18 protein-coding genes are annotated in these 24948 nt (G+C 71.4%); 16 read left to right on the forward strand and 2 right to left on the reverse strand.

What is annotated here, in order from left to right; translation table 11 throughout:
• The first annotated feature begins 233 nt into the window (after window positions 1-233).
• Window positions 234-1310 (forward strand): hypothetical protein, encoded by a 1077-nt coding sequence (locus WMF14_RS49200; RefSeq protein WP_437797940.1) that lies wholly within the window; start codon window positions 234-236, stop codon window positions 1308-1310.
• Between the two features lie 162 nt (window positions 1311-1472).
• Here the strand turns inward: WMF14_RS49200 and WMF14_RS49205 are convergent, their stop codons facing one another.
• Window positions 1473-2558: a hypothetical protein gene (locus WMF14_RS49205; RefSeq protein WP_437797942.1), complete on the reverse strand. Its 1086-nt coding sequence runs from the start codon at window positions 2556-2558 to the stop codon at window positions 1473-1475.
• 688 nt (window positions 2559-3246) lie between these two features.
• Here WMF14_RS49205 and WMF14_RS49210 point away from each other — a divergent pair.
• From WMF14_RS49210 to WMF14_RS49245, 8 genes are all read left to right on the forward strand, one after another.
• The gene (locus WMF14_RS49210) at window positions 3247-3675 is read left to right on the forward strand and encodes a sigma-70 family RNA polymerase sigma factor (RefSeq protein ID WP_437797944.1); all 429 of its coding nucleotides are present in this window, start codon (window positions 3247-3249) and stop codon (window positions 3673-3675) included.
• A 104-nt stretch (window positions 3676-3779) separates the two neighbouring features.
• A complete protein-coding gene (locus tag WMF14_RS49215; RefSeq protein ID WP_437797946.1) occupies window positions 3780-5396 on the forward strand; it encodes an RNA polymerase sigma factor in 1617 nt (538 codons plus the stop codon).
• Window positions 5397-5620: 224 nt separating this feature from the next.
• The gene (locus WMF14_RS49220) at window positions 5621-6187 is read left to right on the forward strand and encodes a cytochrome c maturation protein CcmE (RefSeq protein ID WP_272096963.1); all 567 of its coding nucleotides are present in this window, start codon (window positions 5621-5623) and stop codon (window positions 6185-6187) included.
• A gap of 192 nt (window positions 6188-6379) precedes the next feature.
• A complete protein-coding gene (locus WMF14_RS49225) occupies window positions 6380-7153 on the forward strand; it encodes an endonuclease/exonuclease/phosphatase family protein (protein WP_437797948.1) in 774 nt (257 codons plus the stop codon).
• Window positions 7154-7255: 102 nt separating this feature from the next.
• Entirely contained in the window at window positions 7256-7897 is a 642-nt protein-coding gene (locus WMF14_RS49230; RefSeq protein ID WP_437797950.1) for an NAD(P)-dependent oxidoreductase, read from the forward strand.
• Between the two features lie 259 nt (window positions 7898-8156).
• Window positions 8157-11591, forward strand: a complete 3435-nt coding sequence (locus tag WMF14_RS49235) for a DVUA0089 family protein (RefSeq protein WP_437804439.1) — start codon at window positions 8157-8159, stop codon at window positions 11589-11591.
• Window positions 11592-12394: 803 nt separating this feature from the next.
• A complete protein-coding gene (locus WMF14_RS49240) occupies window positions 12395-12898 on the forward strand; it encodes a hypothetical protein (RefSeq protein WP_437797951.1) in 504 nt (167 codons plus the stop codon).
• A gap of 248 nt (window positions 12899-13146) precedes the next feature.
• Window positions 13147-14733: an MSCRAMM family protein gene (locus WMF14_RS49245; protein WP_437797953.1), complete on the forward strand. Its 1587-nt coding sequence runs from the start codon at window positions 13147-13149 to the stop codon at window positions 14731-14733.
• 75 nt (window positions 14734-14808) lie between these two features.
• Here WMF14_RS49245 and WMF14_RS49250 read toward each other — a convergent pair whose 3' ends face one another.
• Window positions 14809-16260, reverse strand: a complete 1452-nt coding sequence (locus WMF14_RS49250; RefSeq protein ID WP_437797955.1) for a hypothetical protein — start codon at window positions 16258-16260, stop codon at window positions 14809-14811.
• Window positions 16261-16799: 539 nt separating this feature from the next.
• On the opposite strand from WMF14_RS49250, the gene WMF14_RS49255 reads away from it, so the two are divergent.
• The 7 genes from WMF14_RS49255 (at window position 16800) to WMF14_RS49285 (ending at window position 24695) form a co-directional block, all read left to right on the forward strand.
• On the forward strand, window positions 16800-17981 hold the full coding sequence (locus WMF14_RS49255; protein WP_437797956.1) for a YkgJ family cysteine cluster protein: 1182 nt from the start codon (window positions 16800-16802) through the stop codon (window positions 17979-17981).
• A 139-nt stretch (window positions 17982-18120) separates the two neighbouring features.
• Window positions 18121-19452, forward strand: coding sequence for an aspartate kinase (locus tag WMF14_RS49260; protein ID WP_437797958.1), 1332 nt, complete (start codon window positions 18121-18123; stop codon window positions 19450-19452).
• 254 nt (window positions 19453-19706) lie between these two features.
• Window positions 19707-20510 (forward strand): HAD family hydrolase, encoded by an 804-nt coding sequence (locus WMF14_RS49265; protein ID WP_437797960.1) that lies wholly within the window; start codon window positions 19707-19709, stop codon window positions 20508-20510.
• 9 nt (window positions 20511-20519) lie between these two features.
• Window positions 20520-21647 carry an ABC transporter ATP-binding protein gene (locus WMF14_RS49270; RefSeq protein WP_437797962.1) on the forward strand — a complete coding sequence of 376 codons (1128 nt, stop codon included), beginning with the start codon at window positions 20520-20522 and terminating at the stop codon, window positions 21645-21647.
• The gene (locus tag WMF14_RS49275) at window positions 21644-22966 is read left to right on the forward strand and encodes an ABC transporter substrate-binding protein (protein ID WP_272096974.1); all 1323 of its coding nucleotides are present in this window, start codon (window positions 21644-21646) and stop codon (window positions 22964-22966) included. The genes WMF14_RS49270 and WMF14_RS49275 overlap by 4 nt, the downstream gene beginning before the upstream one ends.
• A complete protein-coding gene (locus tag WMF14_RS49280) occupies window positions 22963-23844 on the forward strand; it encodes a carbohydrate ABC transporter permease (protein ID WP_437797964.1) in 882 nt (293 codons plus the stop codon). The genes WMF14_RS49275 and WMF14_RS49280 overlap by 4 nt, the downstream gene beginning before the upstream one ends.
• Entirely contained in the window at window positions 23841-24695 is an 855-nt protein-coding gene (locus WMF14_RS49285) for a carbohydrate ABC transporter permease (protein WP_437797966.1), read from the forward strand. Before WMF14_RS49280 ends, WMF14_RS49285 begins: the two co-directional genes overlap by 4 nt.
• Window positions 24696-24948: the final 253 nt, after the last annotated feature.

Genomic DNA, 24948 nt, shown 5'->3' on the forward strand with positions numbered 1-24948 from the left:
GCCATCCCACCCATCGCGCGAGGACGGCGCCGTTCGCCGGTCACCTCGCAACGCCGCTCCAGTCCCAATTCCAGGTGACATCCCTCTCAGGTTCGGGGGAAATGTCGCCGGGAAACCTCGTGCATTCTTTTTTCGGCGCCGGCGCACGATTTCCCAACAAGCCGGGAGACCTTTCCGGAAGTCGTACGGATGGCGACGGACGACGTCGGATGACGGATGACGGAGCTCCGCTCATGTCCGGCTCGCTCCTCGCCGGCGATCGGATCCGGAGGATGAACCGCGCGGCGCTGCCGCTCGCCTCGGCGCTGTTCCTGGCGGCTCCCGTGGCGCTCGCGCAGGTCGCGCTGCATGGCGCGCGCCTGTCCTACTCGCGGGGGCCCGGCACCGAGGGGTGCCCCGAGGAGCCGAGCCTCCGGCAGATCGTCGCGAGCCAGCTCGGCGGGGTCGACCCGTTCGTGAGCGACGGCGCGTGGCACATCGAGGTGGTCATCCGGCGCAAGGGGACGGCGTTCCAGGGAGAGATCGCGCTTCACGACCGCGATGGCCGGGATCTCGGCCGCCACGAGCACTCGAGCGCGATCTGCGGCGCGCTCGTGGAGGACATCGGCCTCTCCCTCAGCGCCGTCATGCGCCCGTTGCTGCCAGCACCGCCTTCACCGGAGAGCGCTCCCATCTCGCCGCTGCCAGGGCCGCCGCCCCCATCGGCGCCGGCGGGCGCCGCTCCAACGGTCTCACCGGACGCGCGGCCCGGGGCGCTGGCCTCGACGCGGCCACGCCCGGTCGCTCCGCCGCCGCGCCCCGTTCCGCGCCCGAGGCCGCCGCCGGATCGTCTGCATCTTCAGCTAGGCGTCGGGGTGCTGCTCGGCGCCGGCGTGGCGCCGTCGGTGGCGGTCGGGTTCTCGGGGTTCGCCGGCGCCCGCTGGGAGAGGTTCTCGCTTTCGCTGGAGGCCCGCGGGGATCTTCCGATCGATGCCGAGCCTTACCGCGGCTGGACCATCGGCGTGTCGGGGTTGAGCGGCTCAGTGGTTCCCTGCGGCCACGCGGACTGGTTCTTCGGCTGCGCGCTCGCCACGGCAGGCGGGGTGTGGAACGCCAGGGACAGCACCGGCAGGGAGTTCGCGCTGCCCTACGCAGGGCTCGGGTTTCGTGCGGGGCTGGAGGTGCCCCTTTCGGCCCGCCTCGCCGGGCAGCTCAGCGGCGACCTCTTGATCAACATACATCGGACGCACTTTCGACCGCTCCATGGCGAAGGGTGGTCCGCGGCGCCCGTGTCGGAGGCGGTGGCGCTCCGTCTGGTCGCTTTCTTCTGAACCTTCGTGCGATTTCGCGAATCGTCGGACGTGTCTGCGGGAGCTATTCCCATGAGGCGGCTGCGAGCGCGTGGAGCGCGCTGGGGTTGCGGGCGCGCCCCTCGCGGCCTGCCACTTCCTTATGAGGCGGCTGTTGCGCCCCGTGCGAAACGAGCCGTCGACTCAGGCCGGTACAGAGCTGGTGCGTTGACAGCAGAACGTCGCCGCTGAGGTGGGCGCGACGCTGCCCACCGCCTCGCCGCCGAACGCTTCGCACTTTCCGGGCTCGAGGCTGACGACGCTCACCGACTTGCTTCCGAGCGCCGTGCCGGTCGCGACCGTCCCGCAGTGGGGGGCGTCGGCCGTGATCACCTGGGCCGCAACGAGCTGCGAGCACCCTTCGTCGCTGAACGCGGAGGCCAGGACGCTGCACGTCGCTCCGGTGGGCTCGGTGCAGCCGCAAGGAGCGCAGCCGCGTGTGTCCTCCACGCCGGCGTAGAAGACATGCTGGTCCGGGTACGTGGCGGGGCAGTCCTGCTCTCCTTCGTGGTGGATGCACGTGAGAAACCCCTCCGGCGGTGCGGCGTCGCCGAGCGGTGGTGCCGGCGTGCAGGTCATGCCCGGATCCGCGCACGGGGGGGACGCGTTTCCGGTACACGCCCGGGCGATGATCGCGAAGCTGCCCGCCGCCGCGGACTCGTCGGGGTTCTCCGGCGCCTCCGCGACTCTCGGTGCGCAACCTGCGGAGACCACGCGAGGAGCCTGGATCGCGAGCGACTGCACGCACGGCCCGCCATCGCAGATCCGTCCGGCCTCGACGGCATTCACCGAGGTGCAGGTCCCGTCCCACCCATCCGGGGCAGCGAACGAGGTCGCTGGCGCCTCGGGGCCGCCGCACGGGAAGCTGGCGTAGGCCCTCCATGCCATCGGCACCTCGCACGTCGCCTCGGGCGGGTCGCACGCGCAGGCGGGGCACTGGTGCAGGGCAGGAGCCGCGAAATCCGCGTAGCCCTCGTAGCCGACGATCGGCGCGTTCGCAGGGCAGCTCGGCACGCCGTCGGGAGAGCCGATCCAGAGCAGCGCGGGCTCGGACCACCCGAGCGGCTCCTTCGGTACGCACTGCCCTGCGCAGACCTCTGCTGGCGGGATCAGGTCGCCGAAATCGGACGCGATGGCAACGTCTGTGTCGTCCTCGGCCGTGCAGTCCTCGCCGCCATCGCCACCAGCGCCGCACCCGCCAGCTCCGCCGGCGTCGGGGGGCTCGAGCACCTCACAAGGCGTTCCCTTGGGTCCTTGGTCCTCATCCCACGGGCACAGGTATGCGGTCGACGACCCGCATCCACCAGATGCAACCCCGAGTGTGCTCGCACAGCAAATCGCCACGATCCCGTGTCGCCAACGTCGCGCCCGCGCCGCCATCGCCTCTCCTCATGATCTGCGGCGTCGTCGAGGACGCGCCGCGGTAAGCGCGGTCACGTTACCAGAGGACCCCAGGGCGCTACCAGCTCAACCTCGGGGCAGCTCACGCCCGTTCGATCGCATTACGAAGAGCGAGGTCCTTTTCTCACCTTTTGCCAGGCGATAGCCCACGTCGCCCCTCACGAGGGCTCGCGCTGTCCCCATCGTGCGCCCGTCGCCCGCCAGCCGCCAGAACGAGCGCTCTGGCGCCCTACGGTCACGCGGGCCAGTCGATTGTGCAGCGAGAAGCGGGGCAGTCCCGGATAGCGCTCCGATGAAGACCCCATTGCCTACCCCTCTCCGGCGGGAGGGTCGCCGCCCGTCCTCCGATGCGCCTGGATCCCGGACGCGCCGCCGCGCACACAGCGGGCCGAAGGAGGCGCTCCACCCGGCGGTCTCGCTCTCGATCGATGCCCTCTGGGCCGAGCGAGCGTTCGTCGCCCTCCTGCTCCGCGCCCTCCACGTTCCCGCCCGCGACCGAGAGGATCTCCTCCAGACGGTGCTCCTCGGCGCCTGGGAAGCCATCCGAGCGCGCAGATACCGCCCGGACCCACGGCGGCGCCCGCGCGCGGCGCTGCGCGCATGGCTGCACGGCGTCGCCTGGCGCCAGGTGTCCCATTACCGGGAGAGTGCCTATGTCCGCTGCGAGATCCTGTGCAGCGCGCCCGTCTCGCCCGCCGACCAGTCGCCTGTCGAGATCGAGGGAGAGCTCCTCGCCCGCGCCGCGCTACGCGAGGTCGCCGCGCTTCCCGTGGGCCATCGCGAGGTCCTCCTCGCGGCGGCCGGGCGTCTGAGCCTCGTCGCCTGGGCAGGAGCGTGCGGCATGAACCCCAATTCCGCTGCCAGCAGGCTGCGTCGCGCCAGGAGGGCGCTGGCCGAGAAACTCGCCTCACCGAGGCTGCCGGCCGGTGACGGCACCGTTCGGTGACGCCGTCGCCGATGATGCCTCCGTTCGGTGCCCGCTCGGCCGGTCGCGTCGAGCCCGTGTACGATTTCGCAACGATCCGGGCGGCCTCGCCGGATTACCTATCCATGAAAGAACCCCGAGCACGCCCAGCGCCCCCTCCTGCGCCCGACCCGGCGCCGGCGTCTGCACCTGCCCCGGAGGCGGCGCCCGCTCCCGCCCCGGAGATGACGCCTGCGCTCGACCCAGAGCCCGCTGCCGCACCCGATCGGGATCCTGCGCCCGCCATCGGCCCGCCCCCGCGGCCCTCGTTCGAGGAGGTCTACCAGACCTTGCTCCCGTACGTCCTCGTGGTGCTCTGGCGGCTCGGCGTTGCGTCTCGAGATCTTCACGATGTCGCTCACGAGGTGTTTCTCGTCGTTCACCGGCGCCTCGACGACCACGATCCTCGCCTGTCGCTCAAACCGTGGATCGCGGGCATCAGCGCCAATGTCGCCCTTCGCCACCGGGCGCTCGCCCGGAACCAGCGGGAGCTGCTAGCGCTCGACGATTCCGAGCCCATCGAGCTCGCGGACCCCGGGCTCGACGCGGAGCGCCGGGTCGCACAGGCCGAGACCCAGCGTATCGTCCGCGAGCTCATCCAGCGCATCGAGAGGGAACGACGAGCGGTGTTCGTGCTTTACGACCTCGAGGGAAGCGATATGCGCGACATCGCGCAGGCCCTCCAGATCCCCGTGAACACCGCATGGGATCGGCTGAGACGCGCCCGCAGCGAGTTCACGGCTGCGGTCAAACGACTCACGGCGCGGGACCCCGACGCGCTCGGCCTTCGTGGCCTGCGCTTCGCTCTGGCGCCGTTCGCCCTGGCCGACAGGCCCATGCTGCTCGACGCAGGCAGGGTCCGGCTCGGCCTTTCGCAGGAGCTCGCAGGGCCGCTGTGGGCGCGGCTCCAGCGGTCGCTCGCCTCGACCGGAGGGCTGGCCCGCGGCGCGGACGGCCTCTCCGACAGCCCTGCAGCACAGCCCCATGCAGGCGCCTCCGCGCCCTACCGGCGCCGTCCCGCGAACGCGGTAGAGGCCGCCGGCGCCGCCGGGGAGAAGCGCACGCCGCCGGTCATCACGATCGCGCGGTCCAGGCTCATCAAGGCAGGCATGGCGCTGTTCCTCGGGGGAGCCGGGGTGGGCGCCGGCGTGGTCTATGCCGGGCTCCCGCCGCCTGCTGCGGCGCCGGTGATGCCCGTCCACGCCGAGGTCGAAGGCGCCGCGCCCGAGCGAGCCGAGCGCGCCGAGGTCGAAGGCGCCGCGCCCGAGCGAGCCGAGCGCGCCGAGGCGGGGCGCGACGGGCGCGCCGCGGGCGAGCTCGCCGTGGCCGACGCCGTCGTGAACGCTGGGCGTCCGGCTGCCGCGGAGATGTCGGCCGCGGCGCCGTCACGCGCCTCCCCCCGCAGGGCGGCTCCGCCCAGCGGGCACGACCCGACCGACACGACCGAGGAGAGCGCGTTGCTCAGCAGCGCCGGCCTTGCGCTCAGCGAAGGGAAGGCGTCAGAGGCGCTCGACGTGCTGGCCCTGCACGCGCGGAATTACCCGCGCAGCCCGAGAGTCCAGCTGCGCGAGGCGCTGGCGATCCAGGCCCTCGTCCAGGCCGGGCGGCGCGCCGACGCCCGCGCGCGAGCCGAGCGGTTCCGCGCGGCGTTCCCTCACGCCGTGTTTCTCCCCGCCATCGAGGCGGCCGTGAACAGCCCATGAGGGCCGCCGCGTGCTCTTCTGCGCTTCGCCTCCGATCGACGACGCCGCCGGCGCTTCGACCCTCCGCGGGCGGGCGCACGGGTTCGTCGGGTCCGCTCGCGAGGGAGAACTCCGGTCGGGCTGTCCGCCGCAGCCGGAGGACGCCGCCGGCCGGACCCGAGGCCATGCAGGTGGTGCTCGACCGGCCGTGGGGCGCGGGCTAGCCTGTGCGGGAAGGACCCACGATGAGCAAGAAGCTGGACGACGAGTTGGCCCAGGCGCTGTCTCTCGCAGAGCAGCAGGATACGCCCGCGGTGGTGAAGCCGGCCGCGGCCAGCCCGGCGCCGAAGGCGCGCCCGTCGCGCAGCCTCGGCCTGCTGGCGACGCTGCTCGTCATGGTGGGCGCGCTCGTCGCCCTGTTCCTCGTCGGCTTCAAGGAAGCGGCCGTCTACGCGACGCCGGTCGACCAGCTGCTCGCGTCGAAGGACAAGCTCGCCGGCCGCAAGGTCCGGGTCGAGGGGGAGCTCGTGCCCGGCACGCTGGTCAAGCGCGATTCGCCCTGCGAGTACCGCTTCCAGATCCACGGCACGCAGGCGGCGCTCCCCGTGCGCTACGCCCAGTGCGTCATCCCCGACACCTTCCGCGACGTCCCGAGCGGCGGCGTCCAGGTGACCGTCGAGGGCGCGCTCTCGCAGGGCGGCGACTTCGAGGCGAGCCTCGTGATGGCCAAGTGCACCTCGAAGTACGATCCCAACTCGCACGAGATGAAGGGCGGCGCCCAGCCCGGCGCGGGCCCGCTCTCGCTCAACTGAGCGCTCCCCGCCCAGAGGCGCCGCCGCGCGCGGGGCCGACACGCCCAAAGCGCCGCCGCGCGCGGCGTCGACACGACCGGATCCATCTCCCGCTCCCCGGCGGGCCGCTGACTGGCTCGCTCGCGGGACCTTGAGCCTCCTCGACAAGCTGGTTAAGAGACATCCCCGGACCGACGCCCGAGGAGGAGGCATTTGAGCCAAGATCGCGATCTCGTCGTCCTGACGCAGAACATCTGGGGGGGAGTCGCACTCTGGGAGCGGCGCCGGACGATGCTTGCCAGGCTCATCGGCGATCTGCGCCCTTGCCTCCTTGGGCTCCAGGAGGTGCACGCGGCGGCGGCGAGCGGCGATCTCGGCCAGGCCGGGGAGCTCTCGCGGCTCGCCGGCGGATACAGGGCCTGGTTCGCGCCGGGAAGGGTCGCCGCGAGCGGCGAGTGCGAAGGGGTCGCGCTGCTCTGCCGGGAGGACGTCGAGGTGCTCGACCACTCCGTGGAGGCGCTCACGCTCGATCGCGACGATCCGTTCGAGCGCGACAGCCAGCGCGTCGTCTTGCGCGCCGCGATCCGGCACGCCGGCGCGGTGGTCGACGTGCTCGTCACGCACCTCTCGCTGTCGAAGCGCGCGCGGGCGCGCACCGTGCGCGAGCTCGTGAGCTTCGCCGCGCGCGAGCGCCAGAAGTCGGGGAGCCAAGGCGCCGTGCTGATGGGCGACTTCAACGCGCTCCCGAGCGAGGAGGCGGTCTGTTATCTCCAGGCGAGCGCGGGAAACGGCTCCTGGCTCGACGCCTGGACGCAGGCGCACCCCGGCAAGGCGGGCGGCACCTGGCCCGCGGGCCTGCCGCTGCGCCGCATCGATTATGTCTTCGTTCAACCGGGGGAGGGGTGGGCGATCACGCGCTGCGAGCGGGCGCCGTTCTCCGGCTCGGATCACCACGGCGTGGCCGCGTGGCTGCGGCTCGGCGCCTGACGGGCGGGGCCACGCTCGCCCGGATCTCCAGCAGATCTCGATGGATGGGGCATTCGCGCGCAAACTGTACCCGCTGCGGCGGACCGGGTAGGCTGGCGGCCCATGAGCAGGCTGCTGATCTTGGGGGCGACCGGCGGCACGGGCGCCGCGTTGATCCGTCAGGCGCTGGAAGCCGGACACGAGGTCTCGGCATTCGCGCGCACGCCCGCCACCATCCCTGTCCCGCACCATGAGCGGCTGCGCGCGCTCCGCGGCGACATCATGGATGCCGAGCAGGTGTCGCGCGCCGTGTCCGGTCACGACGCCGTCCTCTCGGCCCTGGGGTCGCGCGGCCTGGGTCCGACGCGCGTCTACTCCGACGGCATCGTCCACGTCCTGCGCGCGATGAAGGAGCATGGCGTCCGCCGCCTGATCGCCGTCACCGCGGCGGGCATCGGCGAGGAGCAGCAGCCTGCGCTCTGGTTCCGGCTCCTCGTCAAACCCATGCTCCGAAACAGGTATTCTGACATGCTGCGCATGGAAGAGGCCCTCCGCCGGAGCGATGTGGCCTGGACCGTCGTGCGCGTCCCCAAGCTCACCGAGGGGCGGCTCACCAAGGAGTGCCGCGCCGAAGTCGACCCCTCGCCGCCGGAGGGCTACCTCTTTGGCGGTCCCACGATCTCGCGCGAGGACCTCGCGTATTTCATGCTCTCTCAGCTGGACAGCGACGAATACCTCCGCAAGGCGATCGTCGTCACGTACTGAGGGCGCGGCGCGCTCGTCATCTCTTGACGCAGCCGCGGAGCATCGGTCTGCTGCCGCCCCCCGCCGTCGTGGCCAGCCTGCGGCGCGCCTGCGGTGATCGCCATGAATGCCGCGATCACCGTGGTTCCCGCGATGCTGCCGAGCAGAGGCCTCAGAAATCATGATCTCCTTTCCCAGGACGGCTCTCCTATTGTTCCTTGGTCTGGCGCCGATTGCCCTGACCGGGTGCGAGCTTCTCGTCGCACCGGACCGCAGCAAGATCGATGCGCCCGCAGTCGGCGGTAGCGGCGGAGAGGGTGGTGGTCGCGGACAGGGTGGCAGCGGCGGACAGGGCGGCAATGGAGGAGAGGGAGGTAGAGGCGGAGAGGGCGGCAACGGCGGAGGCGGCGGACAGGGCGGCGCGCCAGGCGCGGTGTGCGGCGATGGAACGGTCAGCGCTCCTGCCGAGATGTGTGACGATGGGAATCGGACGGCTGGCGACGGGTGCGATCCGGGTTGCGCGATTGAGCCTGGGTTCGCGTGCGCCGGCGCGCCGAGCCGTTGTACGAGCGGGTGCGGCGACGGCGCGCTGCGCGGCTCGGAGACCTGCGACGACGGCGGCGACGAGGACGGCGACTGCTGTTCGCGCGCGTGTCAGATCGAGTCCGGCTGTGAGGTCGAGCCGAACGACGAATTCACCTCGGCCAACGACGCCTTCGCCATCGCGCCCGGCGGTCGAATCCGCGCGTTCATCGATCCCGGATCCGATGTGGACGTGTTCTCGGTGATCGTGCCCGACGGGTCGGTCGGGCGCATCAAGGCAGAGACGCTCGATGGCCCGCTGGGCACGACGTGCAGCTCGCTCGGCGTCGATACCCATGTGACGATCTTCGACGCGAGCCTGGCGAGCATCGAGGACAACGACGATGTCGCCGACGACGATTACTGTTCTTTCCTGGCGCTGCGCAAGCTGAGCCCCGGCGAGTATTTCGTCCGCGTGCAGCTCTCCCCTGAAGCGGAGCCCGCGACGTTCGACTACACGCTCTCGCTCACGCTGGATACCTCGGTGTGCGGCGACGGCGTGCTGGAGGATCCGGAGCTCTGCGACGACGGCGACACGACGGGCGGTGACGGTTGCAGCGCCGCGTGCGAGCTGGAGCTCCGCTCTCCCGAGGTCGAGCCGAACGACACCGCGGCGGAGGCGGACGGGAGCGCCGTGCTCCGGCCGAACGTGCTCGTCTCCGCGGCGATCGAGCCCGTCGGCGACATCGACGTCTTCGCCTTCGAGGTGCCGAGCCTCGCGGACGTCCAGCTCGCGACGTTCAGCCCCGGACGATTGAACGAGTGCGTCCAGGGAGTCGACACCTTCCTCCAGCTGCTCGACACGGACGGCGCCTCGGTGCTGGCGAGCGACGACGACAGCGGCCCCGAGGCTTGCTCGCTCATCGACTCGAGCGTCGACGACAGGGCGACCCGGCTCCAGCCGGGCACGTATTATGTGACCGTCGAGGAGTTCGACAACGACGCTCCCATCCCCGGGTACGACCTCCTCATCGCCTTCACCTCGCTTTGCGGCAACGGGGTGATCGAGGAAGGCGAGGCGTGCGACGGTGGGGAGCGGTGTTCCTCGGAGTGCGCGCGGATCGCGGTGTGCGGCGACGGAGCCATCGACGGCGCCGAGACGTGCGACGACGGCGGGACCGAGGGCGGAGATGGCTGCAGCGCCGCGTGCCAGCTCGAGGGGATCCTCCCGGAGATCGAGCCGAACGACGCGCGAGGCCAGGCCACCGTGGGGCAGGCGACCGCGGCGGGCGCGCTGTTCGCCGCGTCGATCTCTCCGCCGGGAGAGGTCGACTTCTTCGCCGTCGACGTCCCCGGCCTGGCCGAGCTGGAAGTGGAGACCTTCGACGCGACCGGCCCGACCTCTTGCCGCGGCATCGACACCGCGCTGCAGCTCCTCGGGCCCGACGGCGCCGTGATCGCCGAGGACAACGACGGCGGCGAGGCCAGGTGCTCCCGTATCCGCGCCTCCGTCACCGCGCCGGGCGTCGATCACGTCCGCTATTACGTGCGCGTCCAGGACGCTCGAGGAGACTCCATCGCTGGATATACCCTGCGCGCGCGGACAACGGCCGTCTGCGGCGACGGCGTGGTCGAGGGCCTGGAGGAGTGCGATGGCGGCGCCGCGTGCGGGGCGACGTGCCAGCGCATCCCGGTGTGCGGCGACGGCTTCGTCGACGAGCCCGAGGTCTGCGATGACGGCAACACAGCAGGCGGGGATGGCTGCGACGCCGCCTGTCGGATCGAGGGGGTGATCGCCGAGATCGAGCCCAACTCGACCCCTGCCGAGGCCGAGGCGAACGGCGCTGTCGCGCCGGGAGCGCTCGTGTCCGGCGCGATCGAGCCGGACATCGATGTCGACCTCTTCGCCCTGCGGCTCACGACCGTATCCGATCTCCGGCTCGAGACCTTCGACTCGAGCGGCCCCGGGCGGTGCGCCGAGGGCGTCGATACGGTCCTCTCCCTCCTCTCGTCGGACGGGGCGACGGTGCTCGCCTCCGACGACGACGGCGGGATCGGCGCCTGCTCGCTCATCGACTCGCGGAGCCCGGGCGGGGCCGCGGCGCGCCACCTGGATCCCGGGACATACCATGTCCGTGTCAGCGGCTTCCCGGAGCAGCCGGGGGCCCGCTACACGCTGCGGGTCTCGCTCGACGCCTCGTGCGGCGACGGCGTGAGGGAGGGCGCCGAGGAGTGCGACGGCGGCGCGGGGTGCAGCGCCCGCTGCGAGAGACTCCCGGTCTGCGGCGACGGCCTCCTCGACGCGCCGGAGGGGTGCGACGACGGCAATGCCGCGGGCGGCGACGGGTGCAGCGCCGCCTGCCAGCTCGAGGCGGCGACCGCCGAGATCGAGCCGAACGACACCCCCGCGCAGGCCGGCGCGAACGATCTCGTGATCTCGGGTGACGCGCTCCTCGCGGCGAGCCTCGCCGCGGGCGGCGACAGGGACGTGTTCCGCCTGAGCTTGCCTGTCGCCTCGGTCGTGCGCCTCGAGGTCTTCGACGGCACCGCGGCCGGCTGCGAGGGAGGCCTCCTCACGACGCTCCGCGTGCTCGACGCGGCGGGCGGGACGGTCGCGACGGACGAGGGGCTCTCCGACGCAGCCTACGCGGGCGGCATCGGCGGATGCTCCGCGCTCGTCGTGGCGTTGCCCTCCGGCGACCACGACGTCGAGGTCGCGGCGCGCGAGGACGGCGCGGAGTTTCCGCTCTACCTCCTCCAGGCCAAGATCCTCGCGCCCGCGGGCGCCGAGGAGGAGCCGAATGGCACCGTCGCCACCGCGAGCGGATCCGTCGGCTCCGATGTGTTCATCGCCGGCGCGCGGACGACCGACGATTTCGACTTCTACGCCGTGCATGTCCCGGAGGGCCGGTCGATCCGCGCGGAGATCATCGAGGGCGGCGAGGAGACGTGCGAGTCGCTCGAGATCGACAGCCGCCTGTCGCTGCTCGACGCCGGGGGCTCGCTCATCGCGGACGACGACGACAGCGGCCGGGGCAACTGCTCGATCCTCGACGGCACCGGGGACGCCCCGCGCCACCCCGGGGCTCACGCGCTACCGGCGGGGCGGTACTTCCTCCGCGTCCGCGCCGCGTCTGGCGCCTCGGGCACCGCGGCCCTCTTCGACTACCGGCTGGCCGTCACGCTCCGCTGAGGAGCGCGGACGCCGCCGGACGTCCGGGATCGCCGGTAGCCCCGTCTGGCCGGGACGCCGCGCGTCCGGCGCCGGGCGCCGCCGGGAGGCCGGGACGCACCCGCCGCCGCGCGGCGACTCGATGTCTCGATATCCCATCATCGCGAGACTGCCGCGCTCCGTCGCGCCGCCGCGCGGTGTGGCTCCGCGGTGCTCATCGGAGCCGCATCGGAGGGCCATACCCACAAGCGCCTTCGCGGGGCGTCTTCGGTAGTCTTCGGTGGGTAGGTAGGTAGATCGAGCGCCGGGGGCGGCGCGGAGCTGCCTTGTGCATCGCCCGCGACCCCCGGCGCCCGCCGGCCCTGGCGTTCCCCGGCGATTCCCGCCCTCGGCCGCGCCTCGCGGCGCCGCCCTACACCGCCTCTCTCGGCGCGGGTGCGTGATACTTCGGCTGGATGTAGGAGCCCGAGGGGTGCGTTCAAGGCAGAGGGCATGAGTTCATAGTCGAGGAGTGCCGGTATTATCCATGGTTCTAACTCCGTCGTGTTTTCGACCGAAAAGATGCCAGTCAAAAGTGCTTGCGTGAAACCGCGGGGAGAATAGTCTCCTGTTGTTCGCGTCATGACCTCGGGGCGGGTTCCTCCGGGAGCGTGACCGTGACGGGACGACGACGACGTGCGTCGTTCCCGTCGGGCACCGCTCTCGTGGCGCACGCCCCGGGGGAATGCATCCCTTGGGTGACGATCTGGATAGGTATCTGCATCAAACTTCACCACAGATTCGATTCCTCGGAGGTATTTCTCATGAAGAATTTCGCTCGTTGGGTGCTCGCTTTCGCAACCGTCACGTCGATCTCGGGCAGCGCCTTGGCCATCCGGAACGACTGTCTCTACAACGTGTCGATGAAGACCGGGCTGAGGAAGGTGCCCGTCGGTACGACCGTCTTCCAGCTGGCCGAGCAGGCGGGCACCCCGTTCAACGATGAGTGCGGCTACGTGGGCAAGTGGGGAGTCGTGGCGGCCCCGGGCGCCGCCGTCGCCGCAAACATCTTCCTTCGCCAGCAGACGACGATCGGGAACAACGACTGCGACTGGAACTCCTTCTATTTCACGGACGGGAGCATCTCGCTCCTGCCCACCGTGCCGATCCCGCCCAGCACCGTGGCGTTCCCGCCCAGCTCCGGCATCACCTCACGGCTCCAGAAGGCGCCCCTGTGCAACTTCGTGGGGATGGAGGACGACTTCACCGGGACGATCAAGGCCACGATTCAGTTCTATTCCTCGCTGTCGATGCCCGTGCCGGTCACGTTCGCCCCGCATTGCTACTGACGGCGTGCCTTTGAGACCGGTCTTCACTGGGCTCTGAGACGGCGCCCGGCGTCCGACCGATCGGCGAGAGCCTCCCTGCAGAAAGCCCTTAGTACGGCCCCGGGCAGGTCGGGGAGGCGCTCGTCGAACGCGTCGTGCGGAGTGAGGAGGGGGCGCCGGCGGGAACGCCGGTAGCCCCTTTCTCTTCTCCGCCTCTGCCGAGCTCCCGGCCGCAGCGCTCTAGCCAGGTCAACTTGTCTGGAGGAACAATGATGCAACCGAGTTCGTCGCAACGGAACCCCTCGCGCCGGCCCTTGTGGATCGCCGCCGGATTGCTCCTGGCCGCCCTCGCCGGCGTCGCCCTATTCCTCGCCTTCCGCTCCGGGGACGAGCAGACCGCCGGGGCGAGGGGCCCGGACGCCGGAGCCGAGAAGCACGTCCGCTATCGCAACAGGGCGCTCGTGCGCGGCGCGGCGCCGGCGGCGAAGGAGGAGGCGCGGCCCACCATCAGCGGCCTTGTCTATGGCACGGACGGGAGCACCCTCGCCGGAGCGACCGTCGTCGCCATGACCTTCGAGGTCGCCGGCAACGTGCTCTCGACCGCGGGCTCCGTGAAGAGCGACGATGCCGGGCGGTTCGAGCTCACGCTCCCGGACGGCACCTATCAGCTGAGCGCGAGCGTCGACGGGTACGGGACCACGTCGACCACGGCGCGCCCCGGCGAGGCGGTGAGCCTCGTGCTGCCGAAGAGCGGCGTCATCGAGGGGCGCGTGCTGGACGAGCGGGGCGAGCCCGTGCGCCGCTTCTCGATCGACGTCCTCTCGGCCGTGACGGCGGAGACGCCGGCGACGCCGCCCCTGTTCTCTCGCACGTTCGAGAGCCAGGACGGCTCGTTCCGCGTCGATCAGCTGCCCTCGTGGGACGTCGTCGTCAGGGCGACGGCGGCGGAGTTCGCACCCGCGTTCTCCTCGAACGTCAACGTGCGCGCCGGAGACGTCGAGAAGATGGATCTGACCCTCTCGAAGGGATGTACCTTGACCGGGCAGGCGGTGGACTCGTCCGGCGCTCCGCTGGCTGGGGTGTACGTGGACGCCGAGTCGCTCTTCGCCGTCGGCGAGCTGAGCAGCCTGGCCATGGAGGCCGCCGCGCAGGCGCAGACGGAGGACGACGGCTCCTTCAGCCTGCCGCACGTGCCGAAGGGCACGATCGTCGTCCGCGGCTACGACGGCAGCAACGCCGTGAGCTCGACCGAGATCGAGGTCGCGAGCTGCGACGGCCTGAAGCCGGTGAAGCTCGTGATGTCGCCCGGCGGCAGCCTCTCCGGCGTGGCGCGAGACGCCGAGGGCAAGCCCATCGCCGGCGCCAAGCTCACGCTCATGCACCGCCCGATCGGCTTCGTGAACACGGTGAGCGACGAGGATGGCAGCTTTCACTTCGACCAGGTCCCGGCCGGCGAGCTCCGCGTCATGATGCGGCGAGGCGAGGAGGTGATGCTCGCGGCGGTCGGCATCGAGGAGGGGAAGAGCGCGCAGCACGACATCTCCTTTGCGCCTCGGGGCACCGGGGAGATCCGCGGCCGCGTCACGGTGGGCGGCAAGCCGCTCCCGGGGGCTCGCCTCATGCTGGCCACCCAGATCGGGGACGACGGCGCGATCGGCATGTTCTACCCCGTCACCGCGGAGGACGGCTCGTTCCGCGCTTCCGGGCTCCCGACCGGCGGCTACATCATCAACGTCGAGTCGACGAGCATCGGGACCGGCGTGCACGTGAAGCCGGGCGAGGTCACGACCGCGGATCTCCAGGTGATCGACCTGCCCAGCATGAAGGGCAAGGACGCCGAGCTCCCGCTGCGGTAGCGAGCGCACCGCAGGCGGCAATCTCCCGGCTGTCCGGAGGCGGAGCCTCCTGGACGGCCGGTCCGCGTTTTCAGGTCACTCCGCCGGGGCGATGGTCAGCGTGAACGGCCCCGAGGAGGCGGCGTTGTAGCTGTCGACGAAGATGTCGATCGGCTGGCCTGCCGTCGCCTCCACCGTGATCGACTCGGGCCAGCCGGACTCGAAGGGATCATCCGCGCACGCGATCTCGCTGCTCTGGGCTGCGCAGTCGCTGCGCGCGTAGAGGACGATATCGGAGTGGCCCTCCGGCGTCGCGGTGATCGTCAGATTGCCGCTCGTCTCCGGGGTATACCGGTACACGAGCTCCCCGCCTTCGCCGCCGCACGACGCCGTGACGCCCTGCGTGCCCTCGGAGGTGTCGCCCACCGTCGTCGCTTCCGTGAGCGTCGCCGCGGCCGCGCACAGGGGCCCCAGGTTCACCCGGCACTCGTTGCTGCACAGGTTGTCAGCCACGGTGTCTCCGTCGTCGCACTCCTCTGTGCCGACGCGCGCTCCGTCCCCGCAGATCTCCTCCGCGAAGGACACATCGAGCGTATACGACGCGTCCATCCCGTTCTTGCCCTCGATGAAGATGAAATAGGTCTGACCGGCCTCGGTGAGGAGCTCGAGGGGGGCGTCTTCCGGTCCGAACGCAGGGACGCAGCCGAGCAGCGTCGTCTCGTCGTCGCAGCTCTCCCGGATGTACCAGTCGAAGTCGGCCTCCGTCGCCGTCGCCGTCGCGGCGATCTGGACCGCGCCCTTGGCCGGCGCGACGAACCGGAAGACCCGCTCTCGCATGCCCGTGCCCGTGACGGACGTGGTGAGACCAGGGCAGAGCGCGGCGAACAGGTTGGTGCCGGCCTCCGTCGTGCCGGTGAACCTCCCGCCCTCCGAGACGTCGATGGCCTCCGCGCACGCCGCGGCGACGCTCTCGATGCACGCTGTCGTCGTCGAGCAGTCCCGCTCCTCGCAGTCCTGCAGGCCGTCCTTGTCCTCGTCCTCGCCGCTGTCGCAGATCTCACCCTCCGCGACGCAGAGCGCGGTGTCCTCGTCGCAGGCGCTCTTGCACTGCGCGTCGTCGTCGCAGCCGCCAAAGCACATCGTCCACCCGTCGTCGGTCACGTCGACGCACGTATGCCCCGCCCTCCCGCAGTCGGACGTCTCTTCACAGGACTTGAGGCAGAGAGAGAAGCTGCCCTGCGGCAGACACTCGGATCCCTCTCCGCAGGGCAAGAGGTCCGTGTCGCAGAGCCTTGTGCAATAGCCGCCCGCCCAGCCGAAATCCTCCTCGGTCAAGCAGAGCCCGCCGTGGCAGTCCTCGTTGACCGCGCAGGCCTCGCCGTCCGCTTTCCCCTCCGGCCCGACGCCCTCGCCGTCGTCACCGCCGTCACCGCCCTGGCCGCCCGCGCCGGACGCCACCTCCACCGGCTTGATCTCTTCGTCGTCGCCGCACGCGGCGAGCGCGAGAGACATCGCTGTGACCGCTGACAGGGGGAGAGCAAGTCGCATGTTGTTTCTCCTGAAATAGAGGTACAGCGCTCGTATCACGGAACGCAGCAAAACCTGCCGCAACGGTAAAAACAGACTGGATTGACTGGAATAATTACGTCCGTGGCGAAATACGGTGGTAAGAAAAGAACCCTTACAATCGTTCAATGCTGAGACCGTGGCGTTTCAAAAACGAAACCCGTAGGGGACGTCCTTGACGCATAGCCGCAATTCGGGGTGCGTCTTAGGGATCGTCCGGATGGCACGGTCAGTGCTTCATGGGATGCAGCGCCGCCGGCGCGGCCTTCGCCCCCCTGAGGCCCCGGCGGCGCTGTCTTTTTGTCGGTCGTCGTCTCGCCGGTCGTCGTCGCCACGCCTGAGCCCACTGGCTCGCTGCGCCGCGCCGGGCGCGATGGACAGGCGGCACGCGGGGATCGAGCGCAGATCGCCGTAGCGTTGTATCGTCCCGCCGCCCCATGGCGACGAAGCTCATCGCTCCCTCGAGTCACCCCCCGAATCAGAAGTTCGAGTGCCGCGACTGCCCAGCTCGGTGCTGCCGGATGCCCTGGAACATCCGCTTCGGCGGCGACGAAGCCAGGCGGTACCTCGCCGAGCCCTGGGTGCGGGAGCGCGTCGGCGAAGACGGGGCCCTCGTCATCGGGCGCGGCGTGCTGCCCGTGCGGGAGCGGGATCGCCAGCTCCAGTGCGTCTTCCTCGACGACGACATGCTCTGCAGCATGCAGAAGCGGTTCGGCCACGAGTACATCCCGAAATCGTGCCAGGCGTTCCCGTTCGGGTTCGTCCGAGACGAGAAGGATGTCGTCGTCGCGCAGCTCTCCCAGCTGTGCCCGTCGATCCGCGACAACTACGGCAAGCCCGTGGACCGCCAGCTCAAGGCGAAGCTCCAGCAGCGAGGCGACACGGAGCGGATGTCGACGGCGCTGGCGACGCTGAGCGGCGTGATCCTCGCGCAGCCGCTTTATCTGCGCGCCGCGAGGCACTGGGAAGAGCGGCTCGCGACCGGCGCGTCGCCCGCGTCGACGCTGGCGGAGCTCTACGACTGGACGGCGGCCTTCGAGCGCGCGTTGCCCCAGGGCCAGGGGCGCGCGACGGACGCCTCGGTCGACGCCGCCCTCGGGCAGGCCGGCAAGGAGGAGCCCGAGCCGCTCGCGCCTCGCAAGAAGCCCTCTTTCTATGCGCGGGTGCTGTTCGCCTATCTGCTCGGCAACCTCTGCTATCCGTCGCGGGTCCGCGAGTCCCACCGGGTCGAGAAGGCCTCCTGGACGGAGCTCCAGGCGCTGCGCAGCTTCGGGAACAAGGCCGCCTGGATGCTCGGGCGAGGCACCGTCGATATGCTGTTCGTCCCCAGGCCGTTCAAGCTCCAGCGGGTGAGCACGGTCGACCGCTTCCTCGCCGGCGACGAGGGGACCCTCGTCAAGGACTACCTGCGCCTCGTGCTCCAGCGCCGGCACATCTTCTCGGCGCCGAGGCACCTCCTGGCGGCCGTGCTCGACCTCTCGCTCGCCACCGTCGTGATCTCGCGCTTCGCCCGCTGCCGCGCCGCGGCGGACGGCAGGGTCAAGGTCTCCCCGGAGGACGTGCGGGAGGGCATCAGCGTCGCCGAGCTCGTCCTCCTGAGCCATGCGGCCCTCTCGGAGCAAGGCACGCTCATGAAGAACCTGCGCTGGCTCCTGCTCACGAAGCGCGAGAGCTTCCGGGCGCTCCTTGCGACCGAGGCATAGGCCCCTCGTCCACATGGTTGGGTGCGCTACCGCGACAGGCTTTTAGCACTTCGCGTCAACGTCAGGCCGGGCTCGCCTAACCGCCGACCGCGACTATTCTCGCGCCCACCGGGCCCAGCTGGCCCATGGAGGCACGCGCATGATCGTCATGAAGTTCGGCGGCAGCTCGGTCGAGAGCCGCGCGCAGATCGAGAAGGTTCTTCACATCGTCAGAGCCCGCCTGGCCCGCCGCCCCGTCGTGGTGAGCTCCGCTCACAAGGGCATGACCGACGCGCTGATCAACGCCGCCAAGGCCGCCGCCACGGGGCGGTTCGATCCCTCCGTCCCGGTGAACAAGCAGCGCGCGGTCGCCGAGTCGCTCGGCTGCGCGCCCGAGCTCCTCGCGCCCTTCTACGAGGAGATCGCCGATCTGCTGCGCGGCATCAGCCTCGTCAAGGAGCTCAGCCCGAGGAGCCTCGACTACATCGCGAGCTTCGGAGAGCGCATGGCCGTGCGGTGCATCGCGGACTTCTTCGCGAGGAGCGGCGTGCCGGCCCGCGCCTACGACGTCTGGGACCTTGGCTTCGTCACCGACGCGAACTTCGGCCGCGCGCGCCCGCTGCCCGGCTTCGACGCCCGCATCAAGGCCATGTTCGCCGAGCGCGTCCCCGAGGGGATCGTGCCGATCGTCACCGGCTTCGTCGGCCGCAACGAGGCCGGCGAGATCACGACCGTCGGCCGCAACGGGAGCGACCTGACGGCCACGCTGGTCGCGGCGGGGCTCGGCGCCGAGGAGGCGCAGATCTGGAGCGACACCGACGGCGTGATGACCGCCGACCCGAGCGTCGTGAAGACGGCCCGGAACATCCCCACGATGCGCTTCGAAGAGGCCGCGGAGCTCGCGTTCTTCGGCTCCCGCGTCCTGCACCCCTCCACGCTCCTGCCCGCCATGGAGAAGGGCATCCCGGTGCGGGTGCTCAACACGAACCGGCCGGATCACCCCGGCACGGTCATCGACTTCAACACCGACGCCGCGTCCCCGGCCGTGACGAGCATCGCGTACCGCGAGCGGCAGGTCGTGCTCAAGATCAGCTCGACCCGGATGTTCGGCGAGGTCGGCTTCCTCGCGCAGGTGCTCGCGGTGCTGGCCCGGCACGAGGTCGTGATCGACGTGATCACCACGTCCGAGGTCTCGATCTCGATGACCACCGACGACCTCGGGAAGCTCAGCCGCGCGCTCCCCGAGCTCGAGCAGTTCGGCGCCTGCGAGGTCCTGCCCAACCGGACGACCCTCGTGATCGTCGGCCAGGGCATGCCCAGGCAGAAGGGCGTCGCCGCGCAGGTGCTCGAGGCGATGGCCCAGGCCGGCGTCAACGTCGAGATGCTCAGCTACGCCACGGGCAGCGTCAACCTGTCGATGGTCATCGAGGACGCGCACGTCGCCTCGGCGGTCGGCGTTCTGCACCACTCCCTCTTCGAGAAGGCGCGGTGACGCCCCCTGGCGCGCCGAGCAGATTGAACCTCGATAAACAGCAGAGCTTTCACAGGGAGGCGAGGAGAAGGGGAGATTTTTCTTTCTCTTCCTCTTCGCCTCCCCGTCTCCCCGTCTCCCTGTTGTTTTCTCTCGGATCCTCGACGTGATCGGTGTTCCTGCCGGGTGACGCGACGTTGACACGCGTGACGCGACGCGGGCGCCGCAGTAGGCGTAGGCCTCGGTCGGACCAGGCGTCCGGCCCCGGGGAGACCATGACGGCGGCACACCTCGACGGCAGCGCGACGATCCCGCGCGAGAGCACGACCGACATCCTGCGGAGGATCGAGGCCGCGCACGGCACGTACGCCACGCGCACCGCGCTCGCGTTCGACGCGGACGGCACCCTCTGGGAGGGGGACGTGGGCGTCGACCTCTTCGAGGCGTTCCTCGCGGGGCGCTTCGCGCGGCCCGAGGCGGAGGCGGCGCTGCGCCGCGAGGCCGAGGCGTTCGGCGTCGCCGCGGAGGGCGGCGCGCACGAGATCGCGAGCGCGCTCTACGCGGCGTTCAACGCCGAGCGCTACCCGGAGGACAGGGCGTTCGCGATGATGGCCTGGGCCTTCGCGGGGTGGCGCGAGGACGAGCTCGCGGCGCTCGTCGACCGCGTGCTCGAGGAGAAGGGCCACGCCGGGCGGATCCGCCCGGCGCTGCTGCCGATCCTCGACTGGGCGCGCTCGCGCGGCGTCCCGGTGTACGTCGTCTCGGCGTCGCCTCGCGCCGTGATCGAGCGCGCCGTCGCGCGCCTCGGCGTCGCGCCCGAGCGCATCGCCGCGATGACCCCGGCCGTCCGCGAAGGCCGGATCGCCCCCGAGCTCGGCGCGCCCGCGACCTACGGCGAGGGGAAGACCCGCGCCCTCGAGCGCATCTTCCCCGAGCTCGCGGTGCTCGCGGCCTTCGGCGACAGCGCCTACGACGCCGCCCTTCTCCGGACGGCCCGGGTGCCCGTCGCGGTCTCCCCGAGCCCCAAGCTGCTCGCTGTCGCCGACTCGATCCCCGGGCTCGTCCTGCTCGCCACCTGAGCTCTTGCCATGGCCACCCTCTCGCTCCGAGGCCTGACCCGCCGGTTCCCGAGCGCCGAGCGCCCCGCGCTCGCCGGCCTGGATCTCGACGTCGACGACGGCGAGCTGCTCGTCCTCGTCGGCCCCTCGGGCTGCGGCAAGTCGACGGCGCTCCGGCTGATCGCGGGCCTCGACAGCCCCGACGGCGGCACGGTCTCGATCGGCGGGCGCGACGTCAGCCGCGTCGCGCCGGAGGACCGCGACGTGGCCATGGTCTTCCAGGGCTACGCGCTCTACCCGCACATGACCGCGCGCGACATCATGGGCTTCCCGCTCAGGATGCGCGGGGTCGCGCGGGAGGAGCGGGCGCGCCGCGTCGAGGAGGCCGCGGCGCTGCTCGCGATCGGCCACTTGCTCGATCGGCGCCCCGGCGAGCTCTCGGGGGGCGAGCGCCAGCGCGTCGCCATGGGGCGCGCGATCGTGCGCGCCCCCGCGGCGTTCCTCTTCGACGAGCCGCTCTCGAACCTCGACGCCGCGCTGCGCGCCGAGCTCCGGGTCGAGCTCGCGGCGCTCGTGCGCCGCCTCGGCACGACGTCGGTCTACGTGACCCACGACCAGGTCGAGGCCATGACCATGGGCGACCGCATCGCCGTGCTCCGCGCCGGCGAGCTCCAGCAGGTCGGCCCGCCGCGCGCCATCTACGAGGCGCCGGCGAACACCTTCGTGGCCGGGTTCCTGGGCACGCCGGCGATCAACCTCCTCCCGCTCGAGCGCTCCGGCGAGCGCTACGAGGGCGCGGCGCTCACGCTGCCCGCCCCGCCGGGGGTGGCGCTCCCCGACCGGGCCATCGCCGGCGTGCGGCCCGAGCACCTGCGCGTCGCGCCGGGGCTCGGATCGCAGGACGGCGCGGGGGCGCGCGGCGACGCCGGGGCGCAGGGCGAGGTGGAGGTCGAGGCGCGCGTCGTCGTGGCCGAGCCGCTCGGCGCCGAGACGTTCCTGTACCTCGACGCGGGCGGGACACGGCTGCGCGCGCGGGCGCACGGCTTCGCGACGCCCGCGCCGGGCGAGGCGGTGCGCGCGCGGCTCGATCCGCGCGACGTGCTCTGGTTCGACGCCGGCTCCGGCGCCCGGATCGCCCCGCCGCGGGCGGCGTCATGAACGGGGAAGGCCGCGCCGTGCGCTCGCGGCGCGACGCGCTCCGGGCGCTCGCCGCGTCGCTCGCCGCAGCCGCGGCGGGATCGATCGGCTGCGCGCGGCGCGCGTCCGACGGGCGTATCGAGGGCTCGCTGTGGTTCGCCTACGGCGGCAAGAACCGCGAGGTGCTCCTGTCGCTCGTCGACCAGTTCCACCGCGAGCAGGGCCGCTACCGCATCGACGCCGTGTACCAGGGCGACTACTTCGAGGCGCTCGCCAAGCTGCGGACCGCGCTCGCGGCGGGCGCGGCGCCCGCCCTGACGCACGTGGTCGGCGAGGTGGTGCCCTACCTGGCCGAGGCGGGCGTGCTCGAGCCGCTCGATCGGCTCCTCGCCGACGCCCCAGGCGGCGATCTCGACGTGGTCGAGGCGCTCGGCCAGTCGGGGACGTTCGTGGGCGGCGGCGAGCGCCCGCTCGTGTGCCTGCCGTTCAACCGATCGACGCCGATCGCCTACTACAACCGGAATGTGTTTCGCGAGCTCGGGCTGTCGCCGCCGACGACCTGGGACGAGCTGCGCGCGACGGCCGCGCGGCTCGTCGTGCGCGACGGCGCGAGCACGCGGCGGTGGGGCTTCGAGTGCCCGATCGACTGGTGGTTCTGGGCGGCGCTCGTCGGGCAAGCGGGCGGCGACGTCGTGGCCCCGGACGGCACGCCCACGCTCGGCGGGGAGGCGGGCGTGCGCGCCCTCCGGTTCTGGCAGACCCTCGTGCACGAGGACCGCACGATGAAGCCGCCGCCCGGGCGCGATTACAACGCGTGGCAGGTGACGAACACCGATTTCCTGGCAGGCCGGGTCGCGATGATCTGGACCTCGACCGCGTTCCTCCGGTACCTGGAGGACAACGCGAGCCAGGCGGGCGCCGGGAAGTTCGAGGTGGGCGCGGCCCCGCTGCCGCGCGACGTGCGCGCCTCGGTGCCCACGGGCGGGACGATGTTCGTGATGCCGCGGGGCGCCGCGCCGGCGGCGCAGGAGGCGGCGTTCGCGTTCCTGCGCTGGATGATGCAGCCGGAGCAGGCGAACTCGTTCGCGACGCGGACGGGCTACATCCCCGTCTCGCGCCGCGGCCTCGAGGTGCTCAGGCAGGATGGCTATTACGCCGCGCACCCGAACGACCGCGTCGCCGTGGACCAGCTCGCGCACGCCGCGCCCTGGCCGTGGTCTCCGGAGCTGTTCCGCGTCCAGCGCGAGGCGGTGCAGCCCCGGCTCGAAGAGGCGGTGCTCGCCCCGCGCGACGCCGCCGAGACCCTCTCCGAGGCCGTCCGCGCGGCGCGAGAGCGATGAAGCCCAAACACCCCCTCTCGCCCTACCTGCTCCTCCTGCCCACCGCGGCCTTCCTGGCGGTGTTCTTCCTGATCCCGCTCCTGCTCGCGGCCAAGAACAGCTTCTTCACGTGGGACCTGCTCACGCCCCCGCGGTACGTCGGGCTCCGGAACTACGAGGTCCTCGTCGGGAGCGGCGAGCTCGCCGGCACGCTGCTCCGCACGCTCGGCTACAGCGCCGTCGTGGTGGCGCTCTCCGGCGCCCTGGGGCTCGCGCTGGCGGTGGCGCTCGATCGACCTGGGCCTGTCTATGCCTTCGTGCGGGGCGCCGTGTTCAGCGCCTATGTCGTGTCGTGGGTCGCCGTGGCGCTCCTCTGGATGTGGATCCTCGACGCCGAGGGGCTCTTCACCGCCGCGCTCCGCGGGCTCGGCCTGCCGACGATGAGCTGGCTCGGCGATCCCCGCTCGGCGCTGCTCGCGCTGGCCGCGGTGAGCGTCTGGAAGATCACCGGCTATGCCATGGTCATCTTCCTGGCCGGCCTCCAGGACATCCCCCGCGCGCTCCACGAAGCGGCCGCGCTCGACGGCGCCGGCCCGTGGCGGCGGTTCCGCCACGTGACATGGCCGCTGCTCCGCCCGAGCGCCGCCTTCGTGGCGACGACGAGCCTCATCCTCTCTTTTCAGGCGTTCGACGTGATCCGCGTGATGACGCAGGGAGGGCCGGTCAAAGCGACGACCCTCTTCGTCTACGCGATCTACGAGCACGTCTTCGTGAACCTGCGGGTGGGCCGGGCCAGCGCCATGATCGTGATCTTCTTCGTCTTTTTGCTCCTCCTGACCGTCCTGCAGCTCTGGGCGCTCCGCGCGGGCGCGCCGCGCGAGGGGAGGCGGCCGTCGTGACGGCGGGGCAGAGCGGCGGCGCCCGCGCGGGGCTCTTCAACTCGCGCTCGCGCCGCCTCGCCTCGGACGCCGTGCTCCTCGTGGTGGCGATCGTGTGGCTCGGGCCCTATGCGTGGATGACGATCACCTCGCTGAAGACGCTGCCCGAGATCACCCGCGCTCCGGCTTACCCCTTGCCGCAGGCCTTCCAGCTGGGCGCATACCGCGAGGTGCTCCAGGCGGTGCCGGTGATGCGGTATTTCGTCAACACCGTGCTCATGGCGACGGCGATCGCGCTCTTGCAGATCGCCCTCGCGCTCCCGGCCGGTTATGCGCTCGCGAAGCTCAGGTTCGCGGGGCGGAGCGCCGCGTTCGTCCTGGTGCTCTCGTGCCTTCTCATCCCGGCGCAGGTGACGTTCGTGCCAGTCTTCACGATGCTCGGCTCGGTCGGCCTCGTGAACACGTTCGGGGCGCTGATCCTGCCCTTCGGGGTGAGCGCGCTCGGCACGTTCCTCGTGCGCCAGGCGCTGCTCTCGGTCCCTGACGAGATCATCGAGGCGGCGAGGATGGATGGGGCCGGCGAGCTCAGGATTGTCTACCTGATCCTCGGCCCGATGCTGCGGCCGACGCTCTCGGCGCTGTTCCTGTTCAGCTTCGTCTTTCACTACAACGATTACTTCTGGCCGCTCGTCATGACGACCGACGACCAGGTACGCACGCTGCCGCTCGCGATCGCCCTTCTCCGGGAGCAGGGCACCGGCGTCCGCTGGCACCTCGTGATGGCCGGCAACGTGATCCTGAGCCTGCCTGTGCTCCTCGTGTTCGCGGCGGCGCAGCGGCAGATCCTGCGCGCGGTGACGGCGCGGATCTGAGAGGCGCGGGCGCTCGAGCAGAGCCGGCGCCGGAGGTCGGCGATCGAGCAGTCTGCCGGCCGGCGTGTGCATCGGTGTGGCAGTGAGCGCCGGGCGCGATCGAGCCCGGCCATCGTCGCTGTCGCCGCCCTCTGCGCTTCGCTCGGGCGGCGATCGACTGGAGGTCACAGCGCGCCGCAGCGCCGGCGGCAGAAGAGAGCGCTGCGCGGTTTGTTCTCGTCCGGACGCCCTCATTTCTGGCCCGGTCGTCGCA

The organism is Sorangium sp. So ce693 (genome assembly GCF_051521375.1).
Classification (GTDB): Bacteria; Myxococcota_A; Polyangia; order Polyangiales; family Polyangiaceae; genus Sorangium; species Sorangium atrum.